The 24,463-nt window shown below is 34.7% G+C and carries 26 protein-coding genes; 18 read left to right on the top strand and 8 right to left on the bottom strand.

Annotated elements, in window-relative coordinates:
- Window positions 1-119: 119 nt before the first annotated feature.
- Window positions 120-656 (bottom strand): sulfopyruvate decarboxylase subunit beta, encoded by a 537-nt coding sequence (gene comE / locus TL18_RS05425; protein ID WP_067042526.1) that lies wholly within the window; start codon window positions 654-656, stop codon window positions 120-122.
- Between the two features lie 4 nt (window positions 657-660).
- On the bottom strand, window positions 661-1,152 hold the full coding sequence (gene comD / locus TL18_RS05420) for a sulfopyruvate decarboxylase subunit alpha (protein WP_067042522.1): 492 nt from the start codon (window positions 1,150-1,152) through the stop codon (window positions 661-663).
- 156 nt (window positions 1,153-1,308) lie between these two features.
- Between comD and cofH the strand changes: the two genes are divergently transcribed.
- Together cofH and TL18_RS05410 are read left to right on the top strand one after the other, a co-directional pair.
- Entirely contained in the window at window positions 1,309-2,427 is a 1,119-nt protein-coding gene (cofH, locus tag TL18_RS05415) for a 5-amino-6-(D-ribitylamino)uracil--L-tyrosine 4-hydroxyphenyl transferase CofH (protein ID WP_067042519.1), read from the top strand.
- Between the two features lie 15 nt (window positions 2,428-2,442).
- Window positions 2,443-3,030, top strand: coding sequence for a thymidylate kinase (locus TL18_RS05410; RefSeq protein WP_067042515.1), 588 nt, complete (start codon window positions 2,443-2,445; stop codon window positions 3,028-3,030).
- A 53-nt stretch (window positions 3,031-3,083) separates the two neighbouring features.
- Here the strand turns inward: TL18_RS05410 and priS are convergent, their stop codons facing one another.
- Window positions 3,084-4,061 carry a DNA primase catalytic subunit PriS gene (priS, locus tag TL18_RS05405; protein ID WP_067042512.1) on the bottom strand — a complete coding sequence of 326 codons (978 nt, stop codon included), beginning with the start codon at window positions 4,059-4,061 and terminating at the stop codon, window positions 3,084-3,086.
- Between the two features lie 121 nt (window positions 4,062-4,182).
- Here priS and TL18_RS05400 point away from each other — a divergent pair, with 121 nt between their 5' ends.
- Complete coding sequence (locus tag TL18_RS05400) at window positions 4,183-4,698, top strand: hypothetical protein (RefSeq protein WP_067042509.1); 516 nt, start codon at window positions 4,183-4,185, stop codon at window positions 4,696-4,698.
- On the opposite strand, the gene priL is transcribed toward TL18_RS05400, so the two are convergent.
- Entirely contained in the window at window positions 4,699-6,027 is a 1,329-nt protein-coding gene (priL, locus tag TL18_RS05395; protein ID WP_067042506.1) for a DNA primase large subunit PriL, read from the bottom strand.
- Window positions 6,028-6,163: 136 nt separating this feature from the next.
- Complete coding sequence (locus tag TL18_RS05390) at window positions 6,164-7,228, bottom strand: NAD(P)-dependent alcohol dehydrogenase (RefSeq protein WP_067042503.1); 1,065 nt, start codon at window positions 7,226-7,228, stop codon at window positions 6,164-6,166.
- Between the two features lie 445 nt (window positions 7,229-7,673).
- On the opposite strand from TL18_RS05390, the gene metG reads away from it, so the two are divergent.
- Genes metG through TL18_RS05365 form a run of 5 tightly spaced genes read left to right on the top strand, consistent with a single transcriptional unit; the run spans window position 7,674 to window position 13,456 of the window.
- A complete protein-coding gene (metG, locus tag TL18_RS05385; protein WP_067042500.1) occupies window positions 7,674-9,665 on the top strand; it encodes a methionine--tRNA ligase in 1,992 nt (663 codons plus the stop codon).
- An 11-nt stretch (window positions 9,666-9,676) separates the two neighbouring features.
- On the top strand, window positions 9,677-11,254 hold the full coding sequence (locus TL18_RS05380; protein ID WP_067042497.1) for a DUF530 domain-containing protein: 1,578 nt from the start codon (window positions 9,677-9,679) through the stop codon (window positions 11,252-11,254).
- Between the two features lie 7 nt (window positions 11,255-11,261).
- Window positions 11,262-11,726, top strand: coding sequence for a hypothetical protein (locus tag TL18_RS05375; RefSeq protein ID WP_067042494.1), 465 nt, complete (start codon window positions 11,262-11,264; stop codon window positions 11,724-11,726).
- A 36-nt stretch (window positions 11,727-11,762) separates the two neighbouring features.
- On the top strand, window positions 11,763-12,776 hold the full coding sequence (locus TL18_RS05370; protein WP_067042492.1) for a glycosyltransferase 4 family protein: 1,014 nt from the start codon (window positions 11,763-11,765) through the stop codon (window positions 12,774-12,776).
- 8 nt (window positions 12,777-12,784) lie between these two features.
- Window positions 12,785-13,456 carry a 2,5-diamino-6-(ribosylamino)-4(3H)-pyrimidinone 5'-phosphate reductase gene (locus TL18_RS05365; RefSeq protein ID WP_067042489.1) on the top strand — a complete coding sequence of 224 codons (672 nt, stop codon included), beginning with the start codon at window positions 12,785-12,787 and terminating at the stop codon, window positions 13,454-13,456.
- A gap of 143 nt (window positions 13,457-13,599) precedes the next feature.
- On the opposite strand, the gene TL18_RS05360 is transcribed toward TL18_RS05365, so the two are convergent.
- Together TL18_RS05360 and TL18_RS05355 are read right to left on the bottom strand one after the other, a co-directional pair.
- Window positions 13,600-14,064: a DUF2115 family protein gene (locus tag TL18_RS05360; RefSeq protein ID WP_067042484.1), complete on the bottom strand. Its 465-nt coding sequence runs from the start codon at window positions 14,062-14,064 to the stop codon at window positions 13,600-13,602.
- Entirely contained in the window at window positions 14,061-14,726 is a 666-nt protein-coding gene (locus tag TL18_RS05355; protein ID WP_067042480.1) for a histidinol phosphate phosphatase domain-containing protein, read from the bottom strand. Before TL18_RS05355 ends, TL18_RS05360 begins: the two co-directional genes overlap by 4 nt.
- An 89-nt stretch (window positions 14,727-14,815) precedes the next feature.
- On the opposite strand from TL18_RS05355, the gene TL18_RS05350 reads away from it, so the two are divergent.
- The 5 genes from TL18_RS05350 to TL18_RS11105 all read left to right on the top strand — a co-directional run bounded on the left by TL18_RS05350 (window position 14,816) and on the right by TL18_RS11105 (window position 18,290).
- A complete protein-coding gene (locus TL18_RS05350; RefSeq protein ID WP_067042477.1) occupies window positions 14,816-16,039 on the top strand; it encodes an FprA family A-type flavoprotein in 1,224 nt (407 codons plus the stop codon).
- A 41-nt stretch (window positions 16,040-16,080) separates the two neighbouring features.
- Window positions 16,081-16,587 carry a flavodoxin gene (locus TL18_RS05345; protein ID WP_067042474.1) on the top strand — a complete coding sequence of 169 codons (507 nt, stop codon included), beginning with the start codon at window positions 16,081-16,083 and terminating at the stop codon, window positions 16,585-16,587.
- A 59-nt stretch (window positions 16,588-16,646) separates the two neighbouring features.
- Window positions 16,647-17,489 (top strand): pantoate kinase, encoded by an 843-nt coding sequence (locus TL18_RS05340; RefSeq protein WP_231483576.1) that lies wholly within the window; start codon window positions 16,647-16,649, stop codon window positions 17,487-17,489.
- Window positions 17,482-17,994: a class I SAM-dependent methyltransferase gene (locus TL18_RS05335; RefSeq protein ID WP_067042467.1), complete on the top strand. Its 513-nt coding sequence runs from the start codon at window positions 17,482-17,484 to the stop codon at window positions 17,992-17,994. Before TL18_RS05340 ends, TL18_RS05335 begins: the two co-directional genes overlap by 8 nt.
- Before the next feature lie 131 nt (window positions 17,995-18,125).
- On the top strand, window positions 18,126-18,290 hold the full coding sequence (locus TL18_RS11105) for a hypothetical protein (RefSeq protein WP_197031814.1): 165 nt from the start codon (window positions 18,126-18,128) through the stop codon (window positions 18,288-18,290).
- A 9-nt stretch (window positions 18,291-18,299) separates the two neighbouring features.
- Here TL18_RS11105 and TL18_RS05330 read toward each other — a convergent pair whose 3' ends face one another.
- Complete coding sequence (locus TL18_RS05330; RefSeq protein ID WP_067042464.1) at window positions 18,300-18,875, bottom strand: N-acetyltransferase; 576 nt, start codon at window positions 18,873-18,875, stop codon at window positions 18,300-18,302.
- Window positions 18,876-19,104: 229 nt separating this feature from the next.
- Between TL18_RS05330 and TL18_RS05325 the strand changes: the two genes are divergently transcribed.
- Genes TL18_RS05325 through TL18_RS05305 form a run of 5 tightly spaced genes read left to right on the top strand, consistent with a single transcriptional unit; the run spans window position 19,105 to window position 24,346 of the window.
- Window positions 19,105-19,899, top strand: coding sequence for a 2-amino-3,7-dideoxy-D-threo-hept-6-ulosonate synthase (locus TL18_RS05325; RefSeq protein WP_082706402.1), 795 nt, complete (start codon window positions 19,105-19,107; stop codon window positions 19,897-19,899).
- Window positions 19,900-19,907: 8 nt separating this feature from the next.
- Window positions 19,908-21,038, top strand: coding sequence for a 3-dehydroquinate synthase II (locus tag TL18_RS05320; RefSeq protein ID WP_067042458.1), 1,131 nt, complete (start codon window positions 19,908-19,910; stop codon window positions 21,036-21,038).
- A gap of 9 nt (window positions 21,039-21,047) precedes the next feature.
- Window positions 21,048-21,605: an RNA 2',3'-cyclic phosphodiesterase gene (gene thpR, locus TL18_RS05315; RefSeq protein WP_067042455.1), complete on the top strand. Its 558-nt coding sequence runs from the start codon at window positions 21,048-21,050 to the stop codon at window positions 21,603-21,605.
- Between the two features lie 4 nt (window positions 21,606-21,609).
- Entirely contained in the window at window positions 21,610-22,974 is a 1,365-nt protein-coding gene (gene cca, locus TL18_RS05310) for a CCA tRNA nucleotidyltransferase (RefSeq protein ID WP_067042452.1), read from the top strand.
- Window positions 22,975-22,978: 4 nt separating this feature from the next.
- The gene (locus TL18_RS05305) at window positions 22,979-24,346 is read left to right on the top strand and encodes an MATE family efflux transporter (RefSeq protein WP_067042449.1); all 1,368 of its coding nucleotides are present in this window, start codon (window positions 22,979-22,981) and stop codon (window positions 24,344-24,346) included.
- Window positions 24,347-24,463: the final 117 nt, after the last annotated feature.

Here is a 24,463-nt window from a genome sequence, read left to right as displayed (position 1 = left end):
ATGTATAATTGTTTAATTTTAATAAAAATCTTTATATATCAATTATGTTCCTTTACATTGTTTTAATCATAATTTAATAATATTTATTAGACATTTAAATTTGAACATTGGATGAATGATTATAGAATGCCCATAAATCTATTTTTAATTGTTACTGGGTCCAAATCAATTATAGGTGCTTTTGAATTTCCTGCTTCAGTATTATATACAATAAAACTTGCATCATCACTTTTTATGAACTCTTTTAAGTTAATGTCCTTGAAATCAGCGCTGTTTGCAAATCCAACACCTTTTCCAACAGAAACCAAATCCAGCAATTGAGCATAGGTGTCCTGATTTCCGGTTGAGCCGTATGCTCCATTATCTATCACTATCCATGTTAAATTGCGTGGATTGTTTGCAAACACGGTTACAAGTGAACCCATATTCATTAAAAGTGAACCGTCACCGTCAATTACGACGATGTCTTTGTCCGGTCTTGCTAAAGCCAATCCCAGACCAATTGATGAAGCAAGGCCCATTGATCCAATCATATAGAAGTTTTCATCCCTGTCTTGTATGTCATACAATTCTCTTGATGGAAATCCAATATTGCAAACAACCAATTCATCATCAATGTGTTTCATTATGTCTTCAATCGCTTCCCTTCTTGCCATATTATCACCAGTATTTGATTTCTAAAAGTATGCTGACGGGTTTTCCTTCTTCAACTGACAAATCCCATCCGTCTATAATATCTTCATATGCCCCTTCCGGATTTCCAGGTTTGAAAAATTCGAAATCCATAGCTTCAAGTATTCTTGGTGTTGACTGGCCCATTGGAACTTGTCCGCAAATGCTTTCGCCTTCTGTTCCTCTGTGGCTCATAATCATGAGCAACGGCATTTCATAAAGTTCAGTCAATGACTTTAATGCATTGATTGAGTTTCCAAGCCCGGAATTCTGCATTAGAATGGCCGGCTTTTTACCTCCAAGATAAGCGCCGGCACATATTCCTATTCCTTCCTCTTCACGGGTTACAGGAACATGTATTATCTCCTCATCATCATCAATCATATTTAGTATCTTTGATAAATTGACGCATGGAACACTTACTATAAAGTCGATTCCCGCATCCTTAAGCCCATCATAAATAGCTTCACTACTATCCATATTATCACATCTAGATTATAATAATAATTTTATTTATGTTATTTAGTATAAAAATATATTTAAATCATTTTAATTCAATTTAATTAATGTAAATTTTAATACTTTAATTTTAATTAATAGTAACCTTTTTATTTAACTTAAAAGTAATATAAAATCATGTTTGATAAACTACCCATTTCTTCTCAAACAGAAAGGATTTTAACAAAATCCCTGGATGAAGCAATCACTGTTGAAGAAGCAAATCATTTAATGAATATTAAAGGAGCTGATTTATACCCTCTACTAGCAACTGCGGATTACTTAAGGCAAAAAATCGTTGGAGACAACGTAACATTCATTAATAATTGTAATATCAACTTTACAAATATATGTAGGGTAAGATGTGGTTTTTGCGCATTTGGAAAGGATGCCGATGACCCTGAAGCTTATATTTTAAATGATGAACAGATTTTGGAAAAGGCACAGGGGGCTGTTGAAAATGGTGCCCGTGAATTCACATTGATGGGTGGAGTGCTTGAAGATGCGGATATTGATTATTATGAACATCTGCTTACATTATTGAAAGACAATCATCCTGATGTGGCAATACATGGATTTTCACCGACAATGGTCAGGGATGCCTGTCTGGTTTCCGGAATTGATGTTGCAGAAGGTTTTGAAATACTTAAAAAGGCGGGTCTTGATACTTTGCCTGGAACCGCAGCTGAAATATTGACAGACAGGTCAAGAGAGATAATTTGTCCGGAAAAGGTAAGTGTAGCTGAGTGGATTGACATTGTAAAGACAGCTCAGGAAGTTGGAATACCTGGATCTGCCACCATTATGTATGGGCACGTAGAAACTTTGGAGGAAAGGGTAGAACATTTGGACATTATTCGTAAAATTCAGGAAGATACTCATGGTTTCACAGAGTTTATCCCAATGACATTCATGCACGAATTCTCTCCAATATTTTTGGAAGGCCAATCTGATTTAGGTGCCACCGGAACACAGGATTTAAAACTATATGCCGTTTCAAGATTGATGTTTAGAGATTTAATACCTAATATTCAAGTGTCTTGGGTGAAAATGGGTTTCAGATTTGCTCAGGTATCACTCACAGCTGGTGCAAATGATTTGGGAGGTACTTTAGGTGGTGATGAATTGTCAGAAGCTTCAGGAGCGCCTGATGGAGTCGATGCATCAATTGGTACTTTAAGCAGAATGGTAAGGGATTTGGGTAGAAACCCAATTGAAAGAAACTCCAAGTATACTGAATTTTATCCGATTGATTGATTAATTGGTGTAGGTATGAAGAAGTTTGTTGTTTTTGATGGATTAGATGGATGCGGAAAAGATACTCAAGTTAAATTATTGGCTGAAATGTATCAAAATAAAGGGCGAGATGTTGTTATTCGTTCACATCCCTGTTCAGACAATAAATTTGGCAGAAAATCAAAACAGGCTCTTTTAAAGACAGGTAAAATTAATCATATCAAAGCAACCATTTATTACGGTCTGGATGCAATCAGGTCAGTTCAAATGTATTGCTATGATAAAAAAACTGATATCGTAATCTTTTCAAGGTATACATTGGCAGTGGCTTATCTTCCAGATGGGATTAACAGCATTGTTTATAAAATTGTTTCCAAGGTTCTTCCAAAATCCGATTGTATGTTCTTTTTAGATGTAACTCCTGAAGAATCCCTTAGAAGAATTAAATCACGTAATGAAGCAGAAGAGATGTTTGAAAACATTGATGCACTTAGGGAGACACGTGAAAAGACAAAAGTCGCTACATATGAATGGAATATTATTCCAGCAGATGATGCTCCTGATGTTATTTCTCAAAAAATTATTAATATATGCTTAGAATCAGATAAAAAAGCAGTTGAATAAATATAAAATGCCTATATTGAAAATTTAACTTTTTTTTTAAAATAAGATTCATACTAGGAATCTTTCCTTTCATATACGAATTTAGGGACTGCTTTATCAAATGGGTCAAAGGTTTCTCTGTTTTCTACTTCCATGCATTTCATACTTACTTTTGAGTGAAGTGATGATGGCAGTCTTAAAATTCTTTTCAAATCAATTGAAACTTTCGCATCGATTGTTGCCAGATTTACACGAGCCATAGCTTCAACAAGATTCTTATAACGTCTTGGACCGATGTCCCGTTTGAAATAGCCCCAATCATTATTTTCCAGGTGATGTCTTGAAGCAATTATATCCTTCATTAGCTTTGTATTAATTCCATCAATCTTTTCATTTCCGACTAAATGCTGTATATTGAATTTGACTTTGTCGGTAAATATCTTTGAGTAGCCTACCGGAATGGTGAAGTGTTCAAAGTTAAAGCTCTGGTTGGATACTTCAGAATTCATGAATTGGGATTTTGGAACTTCCGCACCCGCAGCATATTTCAGAACTTCAGACCTGAGCTCACTGTTTGCAGTCATCATTTCTTCATCCAGAATCCTGATGTGATATCCCCTTCCTGAATAAACCAGATGTATATCTTTTAGTCCCAAATCGGATTCCAACGTGTCGATTAGTGAGTTCACAATTTCTAAAGCTTCACCGAGACAAGTTTCGCATACACCATCACATTGGCATGACCTAATAGGAATGTCTTTTGCATCCACATCAAAAATGTATTCTGCTTTCAGCCAGTCTTCTCTTCTTTTTGGATTATTGTAGAATGCTACAGAGATATATGCTGCAAAAGGAGATTTGTATCTTAAGAATTTTCTTAAAGATTCCGGACCTTTAAATACTTTATATCTATCGTTAGGTCCTCTACCGTTATGGTCAAAACCGAATTCTCTTTTCTTTAAATCATTAACAATGAAATCTGGTAAATCTTTGGGTGACCATTCTTCACGGTAATATTGCCTTCTTTCCTTCAGGCTAGCTTTAGAAAACATGTTTAATAATTACTTTTTTAAAGTATTTATTTTTAAGGTAAGTGTGCATTTTCAAGGTAATGTTTTAGCACGTTTGTCCATTTCAATAATTTTATTAAATATTATTTTGAGATATAACTTCATGGAAGAAGTAGTTGAAGTAATTGGCGTGGAACATTTAAAAACAGTTTTATCAAGCTTGACACCTGAAGAGATTGTCAAGCCCGCTTTTGATAATTGGGTGGTTGGTATAAGAACAGGCCATACTGTATTAAATTTGGAAAACGGTAAAGTTTATGGTCTTGGAATAGAGTTAAACCAGCTTCCGCTTGCCGATAATATTTATATTGAATTGTTTACAATCAAATCTCATGAAGAACCGATAAGTGAAGAAGAATTCTTTTCAAAAAATGAATATGAGGAATTTCTGGAATTCAGCAGCGATGACCCTTGCGAGTATATTCCTGATATAATAACTGAATTCTGCGAATTGAAAGGCATTGACGAATATGAAAGAAAAATCGGTCTTTTGGCCTATAATTTTGAAAAGGAAGAGCAAGCCAATTATAATATGTGGGAATCAAAAATCTTAAATAGGTATTATGATGCAATTCATGAAAATCACAATCCCTTTGAATTTTCTCAAAGCAGTATGTGATTATTCTTTTGCCTGGTTGTCAAGTTGATATTTTTTGCGTCCATAGCAGGATAACGGATTGTTTATTCCTTTGCAGGATTTGTCGGGATGGCATAAGTTAGGCAAGTGTATTTTTATTTTCTCACAGCTCATCGGTGTATACCATTTTGTTTCGCCTTCGTGGTTGATGTCAACCTTTTCATGCATTCCAAAGCCTAGTTTTGATATGATGTTTATTTTTTCCTGTGGCTGGTCCTCAAATAATGGGGGAGTACAATTGTCTGCTGCATCAAAAATCAGAGGCAGGATTTCGTTTTCGGTGATTGTTAAATCGGGATCCATATCAGACACTTTTACGCTTTCTTCGGATGCGAATATTCTTGGATATAATCTTGCATATGATGCAAATGATGTTAAAAGAAGCACGATAGCATCGTTACGCCCACCTGAAGACACTCCTTCGACTGTTGATTTGATGCATGGTGGAAATGCATCTGGATTTAATTTTCCAGCTTCAACGCTGCCGTATATTCCTCCACTGCCGGCGTAATACTGATTATATTTGCTGATTTCTTCTGGAATGAATTCTTTTAGTTCTTCACCAATATTTAGGATTGCTGGGTGAATTTCGATTCTTGCAGACATTTCCTTAATTCTTTGAATGTATTCTTCTGTCTTCTGCATTATAAGTCTTGAAAGAATCTGTTCTTTGACGCTATCCCCAATCAGTATGTTATACATTCTTTCAGGGCTTCTGTCATGGAATTTGTCTGAAAATCTTTCCAAAAAGTCATCTTGTTGAAGTATGATATCCCCGTTATTTATTAATAAATCGGTCAATTTGAGTTTTTTAGTTGCTATAACCTCTTTTAGGGATTTCCAATTTATGGATCCGTCAACTTTTACCTCATCAAGAACCTCATCTATTATTTCAGCCCTTGTCATTGGAGGTATTTTAGCAAGCCTTTCCAAAATAAGTGTGCCCTGTGATTCAATGAACAGTCTTGTTTCACGAGAGCCGGTATTGAATTGAATGGCTATAGCTTGGCATAATATATGGAATGTCACAACATCTTGTGCAAACAAATCCTCATTTGTCAGGTATTCAAATTCGGATTGTGAAAAATTTTTGTTGTTCTTTTTCTCAATAGCCCATTGTATGCGTTTTAAAGCCAAGTCATGGTATGATTTAGGAATCAGGGAATCATCTGATATTTTTTGATTGGTTGTATGGGTAATGATATCAATCAAGGTTTCATCTTCATCAAATATCTGATTTAAATCTCCATAATTTCTAATGATTCCTCTTCCTTCATCGGATAATGGGTTGATATATGAGACTTCAGTCATGTTTTTAACTTTTTATTTTATCTATTAAATAGGTATCTCATTTATAAAATCAGTATTGTATTGGTTTTGAAAAAAAGAAAAGTTAGATGATATTCATCTTAAAAAAATAAAAAAAAGCTATAATTGAATTATAGCCTTATTCTCCTAGAATTACTGCAGGTTTGATTAAGTCACGTGGTTTATCCCTCATGATTATCATAGCTTCATACAGGTCATCGAATTTGGTGAATCTGTGTGTAATTAGTTTACTGGAATCAAATCTTCCGTATTCAATTAATTTTACGAGTTGTTCCATTCTAGCACGTCCACCTGGACATACTCCACCACGTATTGTTTTGTCGGCAAGTCCTGCTCCCCATGCAAGTGCAGGTAGCGGAATGTATTCTGCACCATCATAGTGGTTTACATTACCTAATATTCCTCCGACTTTGAGGACTTCAAGTGCTTCTCCAACAGTGTTTGCATTTCCACCTGCAACAACTACTTTGTCTACACCTTGACCGTCAGTCATGTCCATAATTTGTTGTACGGTGTCTCCATCGTGATAATCAACAATTTCAGTTGCACCATATTCTTTTGCGACTTTCACTGACACTGGTCTGCTTCCTACAGCAAGAATTCTTGATGCACCCATAAAGTGTGCTCCTGCTACACCCATAAGTCCTACAGGACCAATACCAAATACGGCTACGGTTTCACCCGGTTTGATTTCAGCAAGTTCTGCACCGTAAAAACCGGTTGTCATCATATCGGATATCATTACTGCTTGGTCAAGTGAAACGTTATCTGGCAAGTGTGCCAAGTTACCGTCAGCTTGGTTAACGTTATAGTGTTCAGCAAATGTTCCATCCTTAAATGTAATGAAGCTCATTCCGGTACCCATACCGTAACAGTGTTGACCGAATCCTTTTTGTCCCGGAACGGTAAGCCAGTCCGGTGTAATTGCCGGTACGATTACTCGGTCTCCAGGTTTGAAGTCTTTTACATGGCTTCCAACTTCTTCAACAATACCGGTTGATTCGTGTCCGAGAATACGGTTTGGAGCATCGCTCATGTATGCATTTCCCCATACAATATGTACATCAGATGTACAAGGTGCAAGCGCAATTGGTTTTACGATTGCATCGTATGGTCCACATTCAGGTTTGTCTTTTTCAACCCAATCCATTACATCTTGATCAATTCTTGCAAGACCTCTCATGATTTTATCTCCTTTTTAGTTATTAAGTTGATTAATCCTTGTTTAAATTTCAGAAGAATTCAGTTTTAATCAACATTAATCTTATATCTTAAATGGAGTTTATTTAAATATTGCTGTATTAGTATTGAACCTTGATTTAGTCTTTTATATGCATTTTTCCAGCAATTCATTTTTAGAAATAAGCATAAACGATGTTGCAATCGAATTTGATCATACAAGCATTAAAAAATAGCTCATTAATTCATAAATGGTAAAAAAGTTTGAAGTAATATATTTTTGAAGGGGTTTTGATGAAATTCTATTTGAGATTGGTGCCGAATTTATTAAAACTAAGTTTTTTTCAAAACTCAATTTTTCATGTTTATAACACTGTTAAAAATAATACTTTATTATATATAATTTACATATTTATATCATGTTTAAAAAAGATAAGGGGATTATATAAATGTCAAAAATTTTTATTTCATGTGCATTACCTTATGCAAATGGGCCATGTCATTTAGGACACATTCGTTCAACTTATTTGCCTGCAGATATTTATGCAAGGTACAATCGTATGGTTGGAAATGATGTTTTACTTGTTTGTGCGACAGATGAGCATGGAACTCCAATTGCAGTTAAGGCGGATAAGGAAAATAAAAAACCGATTGAAATTTCAAAGAGATACCATGATATGATTGTAAAAGATGTAGAGTCAATGAACATATCATTGGATAATTTTACAAGAACTACTGATGAAAAACATTATGAAATTGCTAAAAATTTCTTTAAGGATTTGTATGATAATGGATTTATCTACAGAGAGGATATCCAACAGTTATACTGTCCGAACTGTAATAAATTCTTGCCTGACAGATATGTTGAAGGATTATGTCCGGTTTGTGGATCAGAAGCAAGAGGAGACCACTGCGAAAAATGTGGAAGGGCACTAGACCCAACAGAACTCGATGAACCTCATTGCATTACCTGCGGAACCACTCCAGTTATTAAAGATACTTTCCAATATGCATTTAAATTATCTGATTTTGAAGATGACTTGAAGGATTATATTCAAAACAATGAAAATCTTCCGGCCAATGTTAAAAATTATGCATCCAACTGGTTAAATGATGGACTAAACGATTGGATTTTAACAAGGGATATGGATTGGGGTATTCCAGTACCTCTCGAAGAGGCCAAAGGTAAAGTATTGTACGTTTGGATTGAAGCATTCTTAGGTTATATCTCATCAGCATCACAATGGTCAGAGCAATCCGGCAAGAAATGGGAAGAGTATTGGGATGACTTTGTAGTTCATTTCATTGGAAAGGATATCATTTACCACCATTCAATATTCTGGCCGGGTCTTTTAAAGGCATATGGATGCAAATTGCCAGATATGATTTATGCTGGAGAATTCTTATCTCTTGAAGGAGAAAAAATGTCCACAAGTAAGAATTGGGTTATTTGGATAGCTGATTTCGTAAAAGATTATGACCCTGACCTTTTAAGATATTACTTGACTATCAACGCTCCTTTAAATAAGGATTCAGACTTCTCATGGGACGATTTCCAAAGAAGAAATAACGATGAATTAGCTGATGTAATTGGTAACTTCCTACATAGAACATTTACATTCACCCGTAAGTATTTTGACAGTAAAATCCCTGAATACGCCAATCCGTCAGCTGAAGATGAAGAGTTCAAAAAAGCAATTGAAGAGTTACCTGCAATTGCAGGTGAATATATCTCTAAATTTGAATTCAGAGAAGGTTTGCTTGAAATATTTAAAGTAGCCAAAAAAGGAAATAAATACTTCAACGATCAAGAGCCATGGAAAGCCGTAAAAGAAGACATGCAAAAGGCGGCAAATTGTCTTTATTTATCAAACCAATTAGCAAAAACATTAGCCTACACATTAAAACCATATTTACCAACCAAAGCTGATGCAATAGCTAAAATAATGAATATTGATGATTTATCAGAGTGGAAGGATGCAAGCGTTTTCCTTCCAAGTGGTTATGAAATCAACAAGGCAAAACCTTTATTCAAAAAGATTGATGATGAAGTGATTGAAGCTGAAAAAGCGAAATTACAAGAAAACTTAAAAGAAAGTAGTGAGGATGAGAATATGAGTGATTTAATTAGTATTGATGATTTTGATGAAGTTGTAATTAAAATAGGACAAGTTTTAGAAGCGGAAAAAATAGAAAAATCTGACAAATTATTAAAACTCCAGGTTGATATCGGCGAAGAAAAACCAAGACAAATTGTTGCAGGACTTGCAAAATTCTACTCTCCAGAAGAATTGGTTGACAGAAAAGTTTGTGTTGTAGCTAACCTGCAACCGGCAAAACTATTCGGAACCTTATCTCAAGGTATGATTCTTGCAACCGGTGGATCCGGTGCATTGTTATCTCCTGATGAAAACGGGAAAGTAGGCGAAAGAATCCAATAGATTAGATTAAAATGCAAGAGTCTGTCCTGGTAAATAGAGCCGAGAGCTATCTGAAAGAAATTTCAAATGATTCGATTAGCTTAGAGAATATTGAAGATTTTGAAAATTTCAAAAGCCTTTACTTTAAATTAGATGACAGACTAAACCATTTGCAAAAATTAAAGGATGATATGGATGCACAGGGGTACACAACCCCTTTCACTGCCTTAAATAAATATGGGACCAAATCCGTTTCTGATGTGGTGGTGGAAGAAGTTGGAGAAAGCAGTCGCCATAATCAGATTTTTAGAATGAAGGCAAATGCCAAGAAAAATATTTTAGATAGGGTTAAATCAGCAATTGATTCACATAAGATAGCTATCGGTAATTTGAATCAGTTCGGATATTTGAAATGCAATTCCTGTTATAAGAAATATACTATTGATGAATATAAACAAATGGAATCCAAATGCAGCTGCGGCAGTAAAGGATTTACATTTAAAATCAAAAAGGAAGCTACATACAGGGTTGAAATTATACCTTATTTGCCTTTATCCGGTAACTATATGGTTTTAAGAAGTGAATTGTGTGGCTATGGTAAGGAATCCTTTAAGAAAGTTTTGAACATACTTAAACAAGAGCGTAAAGGTGTTGTAAATACTGTTTCTCTTGTTATAAAATTCAGAGATAAAAATAATCGCCTAATTAGAAAGAACATTACTTTAGGTTCTGAATTCGTTAACAGCTATGAAGAGGAAGTCAGACGAATATATGGTACCAATGTAAGAATTGAAGTTTTAAGACTTAATAGAACCAAACCCGCAATAATTGATGATAAGCATGCAAGAACTGCACTGGCCCTTGCCTACGTCAGATATGCTGAGGAAATAATTGAAAACATTAAAGAGGATATATTAAAAAGAAACTTGACTGATTTTAAAAGATTAAATAAGTATTTTGAGGTTATTTCCGAATATGAAAATCAAACTCCGGACTACATTGACAAATATGATTTGGATGCAATCGATTCTTGGAGAAAATCAAAAATTGAAGAGGAATTTATAAAATTCGGATACTTTGATAAGTTTGGAAAGATGAAAAGGTCTCTTAGACGTGATTTGAAAGTGAGAGATAATATCTATAAGAACACTTTTGTAAATATTGCAGCTACCTTAATAATTTGGGACATCTTCAGATATTACCTGACAACTTCCAATAATTCACGCAGAATTGAAAACGGACCATTCCCATATATACGGGTTGAATTGGATAGGGAACAAAGAAAGGTATTCCAGATGGACTATACTGACATAATTGAAACTTTAAATAATTTTACTGATATCAAGATTATTCCTGTTCCTGAAATGGACTTGCTTTTATATGAGAAATTCCAATTTGAAAAGCAGATTAGAAATTCTAATATTCAATTTAATTATGTTGCGCTTGGAGCTGCTTTGATATATGAAAATTCAAATATTCCTCTTGAAAACATCAGCAATGCATTCAATATTAATGAATCCAGAATAAAAAAGGAAATTAAGCATATTGACCATATTAAAAATCCGAAAAGCGATAAATCAAAGAGATTTTTAGAACTAATTAAAAAATAGTGATTATATGGATGAAGATGTCACAACTGTTCATATGTCAAAAACGTTAACATCTGCAATGATTGTTGATTTAATAGAAAAGTATCCTAGTCTGGTTGAAATCACCTGCCCTCCCAGTGTGTATGATAGAACCTCTTCAACATATATTGATGCATTAAGTGAGCTGCATATTAAGGTTAAGAAGAAGTATAACTGGGGAGCCAAATCAAAGACTAACGGCGCGGAATTTGAAGTTTTAAGATTGTCTAATGAAGGTTTGTCTGCAAAAGAAATATCTCAAGAAATGGGCATTACGCTTAATAGGGTTTATTACCTGCTTAAAAAAAGCGATGCCACTTTTGATAATAGGAAAAGAAAACATGATCACAGTGAGGTAAAACGACTTCAAAGTGAAGGATTATCTGCAAAGCAGATAGCTGAGAAATTAGATATGCCACTTAGAAGTGTTTACTATATTTTAAACAAAAAATAATTACTTTTTTTAATAATGAGTGTCATATAATTTAATATGATGATTTTACCACAACTTCCTTTATATGCCATAGCTTTAATCTGTGGTTTACTATCTTTTTTTGTAACCAGATTGACTATGCCCAGAATTATTAAAAAACTTGAAGATGCTGACATTGTCGGAAAGGACATTCACAAGTCATGGAGGCCCGTTGTTGCTGAAATGGGCGGATTTGGAATATTATTTGGTTTTATAATTGGAATGTTTTCCGGAATATATATGCATGACATATTGACAGCTAAATTATGTATAGTTCTGATTGTAATATTGTTAGTGGGTATTATTGGAATCGTAGATGATTTGCTTGCCCTATCCTCAAAGGAAAAGTTCTTCTTGCTGTTCCTGGCAGGTCTTCCATTGATTTGGGCAGCACCTCCGAATGTAGGTTTATTGTATCTGATTACTATTCCAATAGCTTTATCAATCGGATCTAACTTGACAAATATGCTTGCAGGTTTAAACGGAATCGAATCTGGTTTGGGTGTCATTTCAATGGCATCATTGACAATTGCATGTATCATTTTGGGAAAGTATGATGTAACAATCATTTCCATGAGTATGCTTGGTGCATTAATCGCATTCTTGTATTATAACAGATATCCTGCAAAAATCTTCCCTGGAGATACAGGTACACTGATTATTGGGGCAGCTATTGTTTGTATCGCATTTATTGGAAGGGTAAAATTGATTGCATTCATTGTTTTAATGCCGAATATTATTGATGCAGCTTTAAAATTCTATTCTGCCGGTTTTATGAACCGTCAACAGCAAAAACCAACACAATTAAATGATGAAGGAAAATTGGTCAGGCCGGAACAGGGTTTCAAATCATTAATCAGATTGATTTTAAGAAAACCAATTTCTGAAAAGGATGCGGTAAAAATAATCTGGGGTATCGGTTTAGTATTCGGATTGCTCGGTATTATTGTTGCATTGATGATGCCGGGAATGATTGAAAACCAAACATTAATGAACTTTTTACAAATAAAAGAAATGTTTTATCATATTTAGGTGAGCAAATGAGGCCTTATGTAATATTGAATGCAGCAATGACTTTGGACGGTAAGATTGCAACAGCTACTGGTTCTTCAAATATCTCCGGCAAAAAGGACCTTGAAAGGGTTCATGAGCTAAGAAAAGAATGCGACGGAATCATGGTTGGAATTGGAACCGTACTTGCTGATGACCCAAGACTTACAGTCCATAAGATTGATGCAAAACCGGAGGATAATCCTGTTCGTGTTGTAGTTGACAGCAAATGCAGGACTCCAATCGATGCCAGAATTACAAATTCTGATGCAAAAACCATAATTGCCTGTGCAAATGAATATAAGGATGATTTTAAACAGTCTGAAAAATATGAAACATTCAAAAGTCGTGGAGTGAAATTCTTTTGGAGCGGAAGTGAACGGGTTGATCTTGTTGCATTAATGAGCTATCTGCATGAGGAAGGAATTGAAAAGCTAATGCTTGAAGGAGGGTCTACCTTAAACTTTTCAATGATTAAGGCAGGTTTAATTGATGAGATAAGTATTTGTGTAGCTCCAATGATTGTTGGGGGAGCAAATGCAAAGACTTTCTTTGACGGTGAAGGATTTGACCTTATGGATGAAGCAGTAAAATTAGAGTTAATTGACTCATATCAATTGGAAAAAGATTTAATCTTAAAATATAATGTTTTAAATGACTAATTTTTTAATTAAACTAAAAATTGTGCGATATTGTAAAATTGCTTTTGAAAACAAGAAAAAATAGTTAAATAAACATATATATCTTTTAAACACCTGTAAAGCCATTGTTTAGGAGAAAATGTGTGTAGCTATATTATTTTTTACTAGAACAGTCCGCTAAAACCCACAGTTTTACATACGCAATATCTGCAAAGTGACTTTTTATCATGAATATATTTCATGCGGCCTTTGCAGTAGTAGTCCCCATTGAAATAATATACATCATCCTTTTTATCTTCACTATATGGATGAAGCGGCCTTTTGGCTATCAGTGCCAGGTAGAGTGAAATGTTTTCGGTGAATCGTTTGTTTTCATCATCACCACCCGAATACCTGTCAAAATAAAAGCCGATGTCAGAACGTATATTTCTTATAATGTCATCGTTTATTTCAAAATCCTCTGAAATTTCCACACTATAGATATCATCATACACACTGGAGTTATATTTTGCAAGTTGTTTGGTTAGAGGATCCCTATATCTTTCATCAGTAACTTTATTCCTTAAATATTCAATAGGATAATCCTTTAAGTTTTCACGAATAATTTTTAGAAGTTTGGATGCCTTCATAAAATACCTTTATTTTTTAAAAGTTCACGGGGATTATCAACAAGAGCCTTCATTGCTTCGTCATGAGTTAATCCTGCTCCTAAAGCAATTTCATATGACTTTTCAAATGTAATCAGGTCACTTGGTGCGTGGGTGTCTGTATCGACAAGCAATTTGTTTCCAACTTCACGGGCAATGTTAGCAACATGACCGTTTCCAAGGCAATGTCCTTTACGGGCTGAAATCTCTAAATAAATGTCATTTTCCTTTGCAAGTTCTGCTTCTTCAACAGTTATTAACCCAGGATGGCCTAATATATCAACATTTTCTGATTCAACTGCAGCTCTGTTTGTTCCAGGGGTTACAGGTTCATTCAATGTTTCTCCATGCACTACAACAATTTTGGCACCTAACTCCTTTGCTCTTGCAGCTATTCCATCAATGGATTCGCATGGAGCATGGGTAACTTCAGCACCTAAAACAACGGTAATGTCCCAGTTTGCATTGATGTCGTCAATTGCATCTTGAATTGCCGGGATTGTATCAACATTTGACCAGTCAACATGGTCTGTAATAGCTATTGCCTCATGGTCTAATTTTAAAGCTCTTCTTGCAAGTTCGGATGGCAGTAATTCTCCGTCACTGAATAAACTGTGCATATGTAAATCAATTCTTTTATTCAAAATATAACCTCTTAATATTAAATATAATATTTTATATAATACCTAGAATATATATTTATACAACTTAAAATATTTTTGAGGTAGTAAATATGAAAGCAAAAGCTGTAAAGATGGCAGATGGTGTTTATTGGGTTGGCGTAATCCATTGGCACAGTAGAACTTTCCATGGATATGGAATTCCAGGTACTACTTATAATGCATATCTAGTATTTGGTGAAGAAAAAACCGTATTGATTGATAATGTTTACAGGGGAATGTTTGAACAATTCGATGCAAGAGTTAAGGATGCTTTTGAGCAAGAAGGAAAAGAATTCAAAATAGACGTATTTGTTCAAAACCATTCTGAAATGGATCATTCCACATTTTTAAGAGAAACTATTGCTAAATATAATCCTGATGCAGAAATTTATGCCTCTGCAAATTGTATTAAATTTTTAGAAGCACAATATCACAATTTCTCAGATTTGGAAATTAATGCTGTAGCAACCGGCGACGAATTGGATATCGGTGGAAGAACCTTGAAATTCGTATCCGCACCGATGCTTCACTGGCCTGATAGCATGTTCACTCTGCTCGCTGAAGAGGGAATCTTATTCTCAAATGATGCATTCGGACAGCATGTAGCTCATTCCAAAAGGTTTGATGAAGACTATAATGTAGAATACTTGCTTAGGGAAGCGCAAAAATACTATGCAAACCTTGTTACTTTAGGCTCTCCAATGCTTAGAATGAAATTGAATGAATTAACCGAAACTGGTTTAATCAATGAGATTAAAATGATTGCACCCTGTCACGGTCAAATCTGGAAAAATCCTGCACCTATCGTAGAAAAATATACCGAATGGGGTTCAGGCGTATGCAAAGACAAGATTACTGTAATTTTTGACACCATGCACCATTCAACCGAAAAATTAGCATATCAAATCGCTGAAGGTATAATGAGCGAAGGTGTGGAAGTTGCAATGTACTTTATGCAGGAAGACGGTCCTGATGATGTGATTACAGATATTTTGGACTCTAAAGCCATTGCATTAGGTGCTCCTACAATGATGAACAAGCCGTTCCCAAGAATCGGTAACATGATGTACTGGCTGGATTGTGTAAACTTCAAAGGAACCGGCAGTGAGAAAAGTGCATTGATATTCTCATCCAAAGGATGGGGTGGTGGAGCTATTGCAAAACTCCAAAGAGATTTGGAAGAAGCAGGGTTCACCGTAACCGATACATTGGATGTATTGTTTGTACCTGATGAGGATGTTTTGGCTGAAGCATTTGAAAAAGGTGCCGAACTCGCACGTTCTATTAAAGAATAATCTTAATTATTCTTTCTTTTTTTTTATTTGAGGTTTTTTGTATGTCTGATATTGTTATCTATTTTTCAAGAGCTGGTGAAAATTACTTCGGTGGAGAACTTAAGAACATTGAAAAAGGAAATACTGAGGTGATTGCTGAGTTTATACAGGAATTTACCGGTGCCGATTTGTTCAAGGTTGAACCTGAAGTTGAATATCCTGAGGATTATATGGAATGTATCGAAATCGCTAAAAAGGAAGAGCAAATGAATTCAAGACCTAAAATTAAAGAATCTTTGGAAGGTCTTGAAGGATATGATACTGTTTATATTGGTTTTCCAAATTGGTGGGGAACACTTCCGATGCCGATGTTCACTCAGTTGGAACAGCTAGATTTCACCGGAAAAGTTGTTAAGCCATTTGTAACCCATGAAGGATCTGGCTTTGGAAAAAGCATTAAGGATTTATCTAAATTATGCGTTGGTGCAGATATAAAAAAAGGTCTTTCAATTCCAGGCTCAGAAGTTTATAATGTAAAGGATACCGTAGGATTGTGGATTGAAGAATGATTCGCGTATTGATGTAATATTCAATAACTATTAAATATTCATTTAACTTACTGATTATTATGAGTGTTTTTGTTCCGGGACATATTACTGGTTTTTTCAATATTGAAAATCATGATTCCAAATTGAAAAACGGATCTTGTGGAGTCGGGTTTCTAGTATCTGATGGTGTCAGGACTACAATTCTTGAGTCCGACAGTTTTGATTATGAAGTTAATCAGGGCGATGACACAATAATAAGGGAAATATTAAATATTCTGAACCTTGAAAGCAATGATTTTAAGATTGTACAGGAGATTGGCCTTCCAATCGGTGCTGGTTTTGGAACATCTGCCGCTTCGGCATTAAGCTTGACTCTGGCTTTAAATGAATTTTTGGATTTGGGATATCCTAAGGATTTGTGTGGGCAAATAGCTCACATGGCTGAAGTTAATTTGGGTGCAGGTTTGGGTGATGTGATAGCACAAACTGGTCACGGTTTGGTTTTAAGGACAAGGCCTGGTGCTCCGGGAATCGGTGAGATAGAATCCTTTGAGCATGATGTTTATATTGCCTGGAAAACCTTCGGTGAGATTGAAACCTCAAGCATCATTCAAGATCCAATTCATAAGAAAGCTATTTCTGATTCAGGCATTAAATATTGGGAACTTTTCAAGAAAGACCCAAGCTTAAAAAATTTCCTTGACTTTTCAAATAGATTTGCCAATGAAACAGAATTAATGTCTGGTGAAGTCAAAGAATTGGTTTATTATTTTAATTCTTTGGACAATATTTTAGGTAGTTCAATGGCAATGCTTGGAAATACGGTATTTGCATTCGCATATAATGAAGATGCATTCAAAACTTTAAACATTGAAGGCTTGCATATAGATAAACTTAACAATGTTGGGATTGTTCATGATTAAACTCAGCTATGATGTTAAAAATTACAGGAATGATCTGCTCGATTTGGTTGAGTCAGGCGATACAGTTATCGAACTGGGTTGCCATACCGGTGGGACAACCAGATTGCTTCCAAGTGACTGCAATGTGATAGCTATAGACAATTCACCGGAGGCAACCGATGAAATGGCAAAGTTGGATGTGACTTTTATTTCAGGTGATGTCCGCTTACATGAAGTTATTGCTGAAGTTTTTAAGATTGCTCAGTCATGCGATGTGCTTGCAATCGATTTGGGTGGAGGATATCATCCGGATACTGTTTTTAAAGTCTTTTATATATGGTCATCTACTTTTAAGCCAAAACACACGGTAATCAGAAACCGTGGAATTTTGGAATTTTTTAACTCCGCAATCGGAAGTGATGAGAAAATCATTAGCGAGGAAGGTTATCTTGAAACCTATCATGATTCAGGTATTCCTCCATTAATTAAAGAATTCGACTTGTGGACTCCAAAACTGAAAAAATAGTTAACTTTAAATAATATGGTTTTTTTTAAAACAATTTTTCACTCTTAAATCAATTTAGCAGCGTTTAAAAAGCAAAGTTTATTAATAATAATTCTTAGATTAATATTTAGCTGAATATAAGAGGTATTATTATGGCAAAACCTATTGGTGATACTCCTGAATTGTATGGGGATGAAGCAACAGAATTTTTAAATCATATGCTTGATCCACCTACAGAAAAACAGAAAGAACTAGCTAAAAAAATGAAAGAGCAAAGAATTGTTTATTTTTGGGATGAACCTCCTGAAAATAGATAGTTATTTAATTTATTCTAAATCTAAATAAATGTAAAATCTTTTTGTTGGGTCTCGTTGAGAAATGAAATCTATATCTTTCACTTTTTCACTATCCTTGTTTAAATGTTCAAATCCGTTTTTTGTAACATAAAAATTAAAAGCTTTCGCATAACCTTCGACAACAATGAATTTGAATCCTATATGATTTTTAGAGATTTCCTTTAGACTATTTAATATATTCCTTAATATATGGCTACCTAAACCCTCACCTGAAAATCTTTTGTCAAGTGCTAACCTTCCAATTTTAACTGCAGGAACATTTCTGTTTTGTGATTTTACTCCTAATTTTCCTTTTATTTTCATTTTAAGATTTTCATCGTTAATGTTTTTTAATATTAATGTATCAGTTAAAAGAGAAACATATCCAATTATTTTTCTATTGCATACTATAATTTTTGTTGTATTGGGATTTGCATTTTGTTGTTTAAACGCATCATTTTTTAAAAAATCATTTAAATCATAGTCACCACAATCAAAATTACTTAAATCATGATTTTCATTCAATGTCTCAAAATAATAATTTTCTTTAATTTCTTCGATGTTCATGAAGCATAATATAAATTATTAGTTTATTTATAATTTGCTTATTTATTGTTAAAATATTATTTTAACATTGTAAAATTATTTTTATAGATAATAATTGATTTTTAGAAGTTTTTTGTATTGTTTGTGAAATTATTTTTTTAAAATCTTAAAAATAATGTCAAAATTGGTACAATTAATATTTATATATCAGTATATCGAAAAATATAATTCATAAGTATAACGAGGTTAAATAATGATAGGTAAAAAGATTCGTTTAGAAAGAATCATTAACAGAAATACAAAAAGAACAGTAATCGCACCTATGGACCATGGTGTATCAAGCGGTCCGATTCCAGGAATCATTGACATGGATGAAACCGTTGAAGAAATCGCCCAAGGAGGGGCTGATGCGATTTTAATGCATAAAGGAATCGTAAAACAAGGACATCGTGGTTACGGTGAAGATATCGGTTTGATTGTACATTTATCTGCAAGTACTTCCCTTGCGCCAGATCCAAACGATAAAGTAACAGTTACAAGCGTTGAAAAAGCAATTCAACTTGGTGCAGACGCTGTTTCAATCCACGTAAACCTTGGAAGTGAAACCGAAAGCCAAATGTTGCAGGAATTAGGTGCAATAGCAGAAACCTGTGACTACTGGGGAATGCCGCTTCTTGCAATGATGTACCCAAGAGGACAAAAAGTGGAAAATGAGCATGATGTGGAATTCGTAAAACATGCCGCACGTGTAGGATCCGAACTTGGAGTAGACATTGTAAAAACCAACTACACAGGAGACCCTGATTCATTCAGTGAAGTTGTAGAAGGAGCAATCGTTCCTGTTGTCATTGCAGGCGGCCCTAAAGTTAGCACTGATGAAGAGTTATTGCAAATGGTAAAGGATTCCCTTGAAGTTGGAGGGGCAGGTGTTGCATTTGGACGTAATCTTTTCCAAGCTGAAAACCCTGGTAAAATTACAAGAGCAATCTCAGAAGTTGTTCACCATGATTTAGATGTTGAAGAAGCTTTGGAATTCTTAAAATAGGTGATTGAATGCAAAATAAATTCGCTTGGATAAGCACTCCTGACGAAGAATGGGAAGATAAAAAAGAAATGATTACCACTGCATTGGAATCAGGAATAGATTATGTTTTGGATTTTGATGATATAGAACAGATCAGAAAACTCGGCAATGTAAAAATAATTGCAAATAATGATGATTCAGATATATATTTGGTAGGTATTAACGGTGAAGGAGACGGCTTTCTTGAATTGAATGATGATTTCACTGATTCAACAGATATTGCAAATGCAAAGAAAGCAAAAAGCGAAGGAAAAACCGTATGTGCATATATAAAAATCACAGATAAGGCTCATGAACAACTGGCTGTTAAATTAGGTTCAATTGTAGATTATATTATTCTTGTTGGCACTGACTGGACAATAATTCCACTTGAAAATATTATTGCAGACCTTCAAAAAGAGGATGTGGAAATTATTGCGGCTGTTCGTGATTTGGATGGTGCAAAAGTTGCTTTGGAAACATTGGAACATGGAACCGACGGTATTATCTTTGAGGCAAATGATTTCAATACAATCAAGAAAATAGCACAGGAAGTTGTTGAAGCATCACAAGCTAAATATGAGTTGAAGATAGCTACTGTGACTAATGTAAAACCGTTAGGATCCGGAGACAGGGTATGCGTTGATACAACAGACATGATGAAACCTGGAGAAGGGATGCTGATAGGTTCCTATTCAAAATCAATGTTTTTAGTGCATTCAGAGTCTCTTGAAAGTGAATATGTTGCTTCCCGTCCATTCAGAGTAAATGCAGGTCCAGTTCAGGCATATGTAATGGTTCCTGGAAACAAAACCAGATACCTGTCAGAACTTGTGGCAGGAGATGAAGTGTTGATTGTCAATACTGAAGGTGAAACCAGAACAGCATATGTTGGAAGAAGCAAAATCGAAAGAAGGCCATTGATTTTAATTGAAGCTGAATATGAAGGCCAAACCATCAGAACACTCCTGCAAAATGCGGAAACTATCAGGATTGTCGATGAAAACAACAATCCATTATCAGTAGCTGATGTAAAGGCTGGAGATAAGGTAAAAGTATACATTGAATCTAATGCACGTCACTTTGGAATTGCTATTGACGAGACAATTATTGAACAATGAGGTTATGATATGTCAGAGGTACGAGCATTTTTAGCTATAGATTTAGATGATGATTTAAAACCAGAGATTAATAAGATTATTAAAGAATTTAAACAAATCGATACAAGAATCAAATATGTGGAATTAGCAAACCTTCATTTAACCTTGAAATTCTTTGGAGAAATCGATACTTCCGGTTTAAAACTACTGGAAGAGAAAATAGCCAATGTCGTATCTGAATTCAAACCTTTTGATATCAAAATTAAAAGTTGTGGAGCTTTTCCGAACAACAATCATATAAAAGTTATTTGGGTCGGCATTGATGATGATTCAATAATCAGGCAACTGCATGATAAGCTTGATAAGGAATTTGTCAAATTGGGCTTTGAAAAGGATAAGAAATTCTCAACACATTTAACCATTGGCCGCATGAAATCAGCTAAAAATAAAGCTCAGGTCAAATCAACCATTGAAGAATTCAGTGATGTTGAAATTGGTGAGATGACTGTAAACAATATTATCTTAAAGAAATCTAAGCTAACACCTTCCGGACCGATATATAAAGATTTAAAAGTATTCGAATTGTGATGTCATGGATTATAATTTAATATTAACTGATATAAAACCAACAGTTGATGAAACAGAAAAAATCACAGAGGTTTCATCTAAAGTCATTATCTATCTGCAGAGTTTATGTGATGAGGAAAGCCTCAATGCAAAAGTTGCTTTGGTAGGTTCCGTTGCCAAAAACACTGCACTTAAAGGCAAATCGGATATTGACATTTTCATTGCATTTCCATTGGATACTGATAAGAAATATTTAAAGGAAAAGGGATTGGAATTGGCTCATAAGTGCTGTGATGAGTTTAATGCTGTTCCGGAACATCATTTTGCTTCTCATCCTTATGTAACCACTTATATTGAGGATTTTGAAGTGGATATCGTCCCGTGCTATGCAATCGAAAACGGAAATCAGCTCAAATCAGCAGTCGACAGGACAATTCTGCATACCAGATATGTCAAGGCCAATTTGAATGAAGGTCAGGAGGATGAAGTATTGCTTTTAAAGCGTTTCATGGCAATGACTGGAACTTATGGCTCTGAATTCAAGGTCGGTGGCTTTGCAGGTTACTTATGTGAGTTACTGATTATTTATTATGGCACTTTTGAAAATACTTTAAAAGAGGCAATCAACTGGAAATTTGGACACACCATAGATTTGGAAAGCTATGGCACATCAAAGAATTTTAAAGACCCATTGATTGTAATCGATCCGACTGACAAGAATAGAAATGTAGGTGCCGCTTTAAGATTGGACAGATTGGCAGAATTTATTCAGTCTGCCCGCAATTATATTTTTTCAGACAATAAGAAAGATTATTTTTATCCATTGAAAAGAGATTTGAATAAAAACGATGTTTTAGGTCAATTTGAATCAAGAAACGGTGAAGTTATAGCCATCAGCTTCAGGATTCCGGATATTCCTCTTGATACTTTACATCCTCAGCTCAGAAAGACAACCGAAGCTCTTGAACGCAAATTGAATGATGAGGAATTCAATGTCTTTAAGGCTGATTACTGGAGCGATGAAATTTTTAGATGTGTAATTCTTCTTGAGATGGTTTCATCAAAACTGAATGACATTAAGGTGAATGTCGGGCCGAAAGTGTTCATCAATCAGGCCTGTGAGAATTTTGCAGCCAAATACGGCCGTGAAAACTGTTATGTTCAAGGGGATTATCTTGTTCACACACAAAAAAGAGAATTCAATAATGCTTTAGGTCTAATTGAGCATATTTTTACTAAAGAACATATAAACTTAATTAAAGTAGGCAAAAACCTTAAAAGGAATATAATTGAGACTTATGAATTTATAGATATCGATGAAATTGAAAACGATGAATTTTTAGAATTCTTGGATGACTTTGTAAATCCGGGCCAGCACATTGTAAGGTGAAGTAATGGCGCAAAATAAAACCGAAGAAATAGATTTGATTGTAAACCATCCTAAAAAAGCAATAAACAAGTTAGCATTTCCTATCATTGTTAGTAACCTGTTTATGACTCTTAACAATATTATTGATGGTATTTGGGTTGCAGGATTGGGTCCGGAACCTCTTGCGGCCGTTGGTTTTGTAACACCATTGTTCTTTGCATTTGTTGGAATTGCAAATGGTTTGGGGGCAGGTTCTAACAGCCTAATAGCCAGATGCATTGGCGCTGAAAGGTATCATGATGCTGGAAATAGTGCAATTCACTCCATAATGTTATGTTTCATTGTTACTGCCGTTTCCACAATTCTAATTCTGGTTATCTTAAAGCCTCTTCTTTTAATGATGGGTGCACGTGAAGTAATAGGTTATGCTTTAGATTATGGGTATATTGTTCTAGGCGGTGTTTTTTCATTATATATCCCTGCGATGCTTGCTGCAATTTTCAGATCTCAAGGGGAAATTGAGCGCGCATCATATCCTCTAATGCTTACAGCAATAATTAACATGATTCTAGACCCAATTTTCATTTATGTTTTAGGATGGGGTATTACAGGTGCAGCTATTGCGACAGTTCTTGCAGCGACACTTGCAATGCTTCCTATGATCTATTGGATGTTTTATAAAAAGGACAGCTTTTTAGAAATCAGACTAAAGGAATATAAAAGAAACTTATCAATCTATAAGGACATTTTAGTTGTTGGAATTCCAGCCAGTCTGGAGCAGTTCATTCTTTCTTTTGTATCAATCCTGATGAATTACTGGTTAAGCATATTGTCAGGGACTATAGCTGTAGCGGCATATACTGCAACTTGGAGACTGGTTTCAATTGGAATATCTCCTTTAATCGGTATTGGGGTTGCTGCTTTGACTGTTGGTGGGGCAGCATACGGTGCCCGCAATTATGATAATCTGAAAACCGCTTTGTTTTATGGTGCGAAATTAGGTTTGATTTCATCAATAATTATTTGTTCAATTTTCTTCATATTTGCAGAGCCGTTGTCTTTTATTTTCTCATATTCTGCAAGCAGTTCCGTATTGGCTTCAAGGGTTGTTGAAGCTTTGCGCATTCTCTGTTTCTTTATATTGTTGATGCCGCTTGGTATTTTGGCAGGTAACATTTTCCAGGCAATGGGAAAGGGAACAATGTCTCTAGCCTTAACAATGCTTAGGTCATTCATTTTGGAAATACTCTTTGCAGGTTTATTTGCATTCGTATTCAATATGGTGGATATAGGAATATATATTGGTATTGTATGCGGCATGTCTCTTGGTTCCATTATCGGATTCATTCATGTAAACGTTTATCTGAAAATACATAGGGACTATTTTAATTGATTTATTATATTTATAAAATTTTGTTCAAATTTTTTCATTATAACTTCTGAATGTAAAAATAATATGTTATTGAATTTTTTTCATATTTTATTAAATATTTTTTAATAAATTTAAAAA

The sequence above is a fragment of the Methanobrevibacter sp. YE315 genome, from assembly GCF_001548675.1.
Lineage (GTDB): Archaea > Methanobacteriota > Methanobacteria > Methanobacteriales > Methanobacteriaceae > Methanocatella.
The sequence above is the reverse complement of the archived record's forward strand: the minus strand, read 5'-3'. Positions and strand labels throughout refer to the sequence as shown.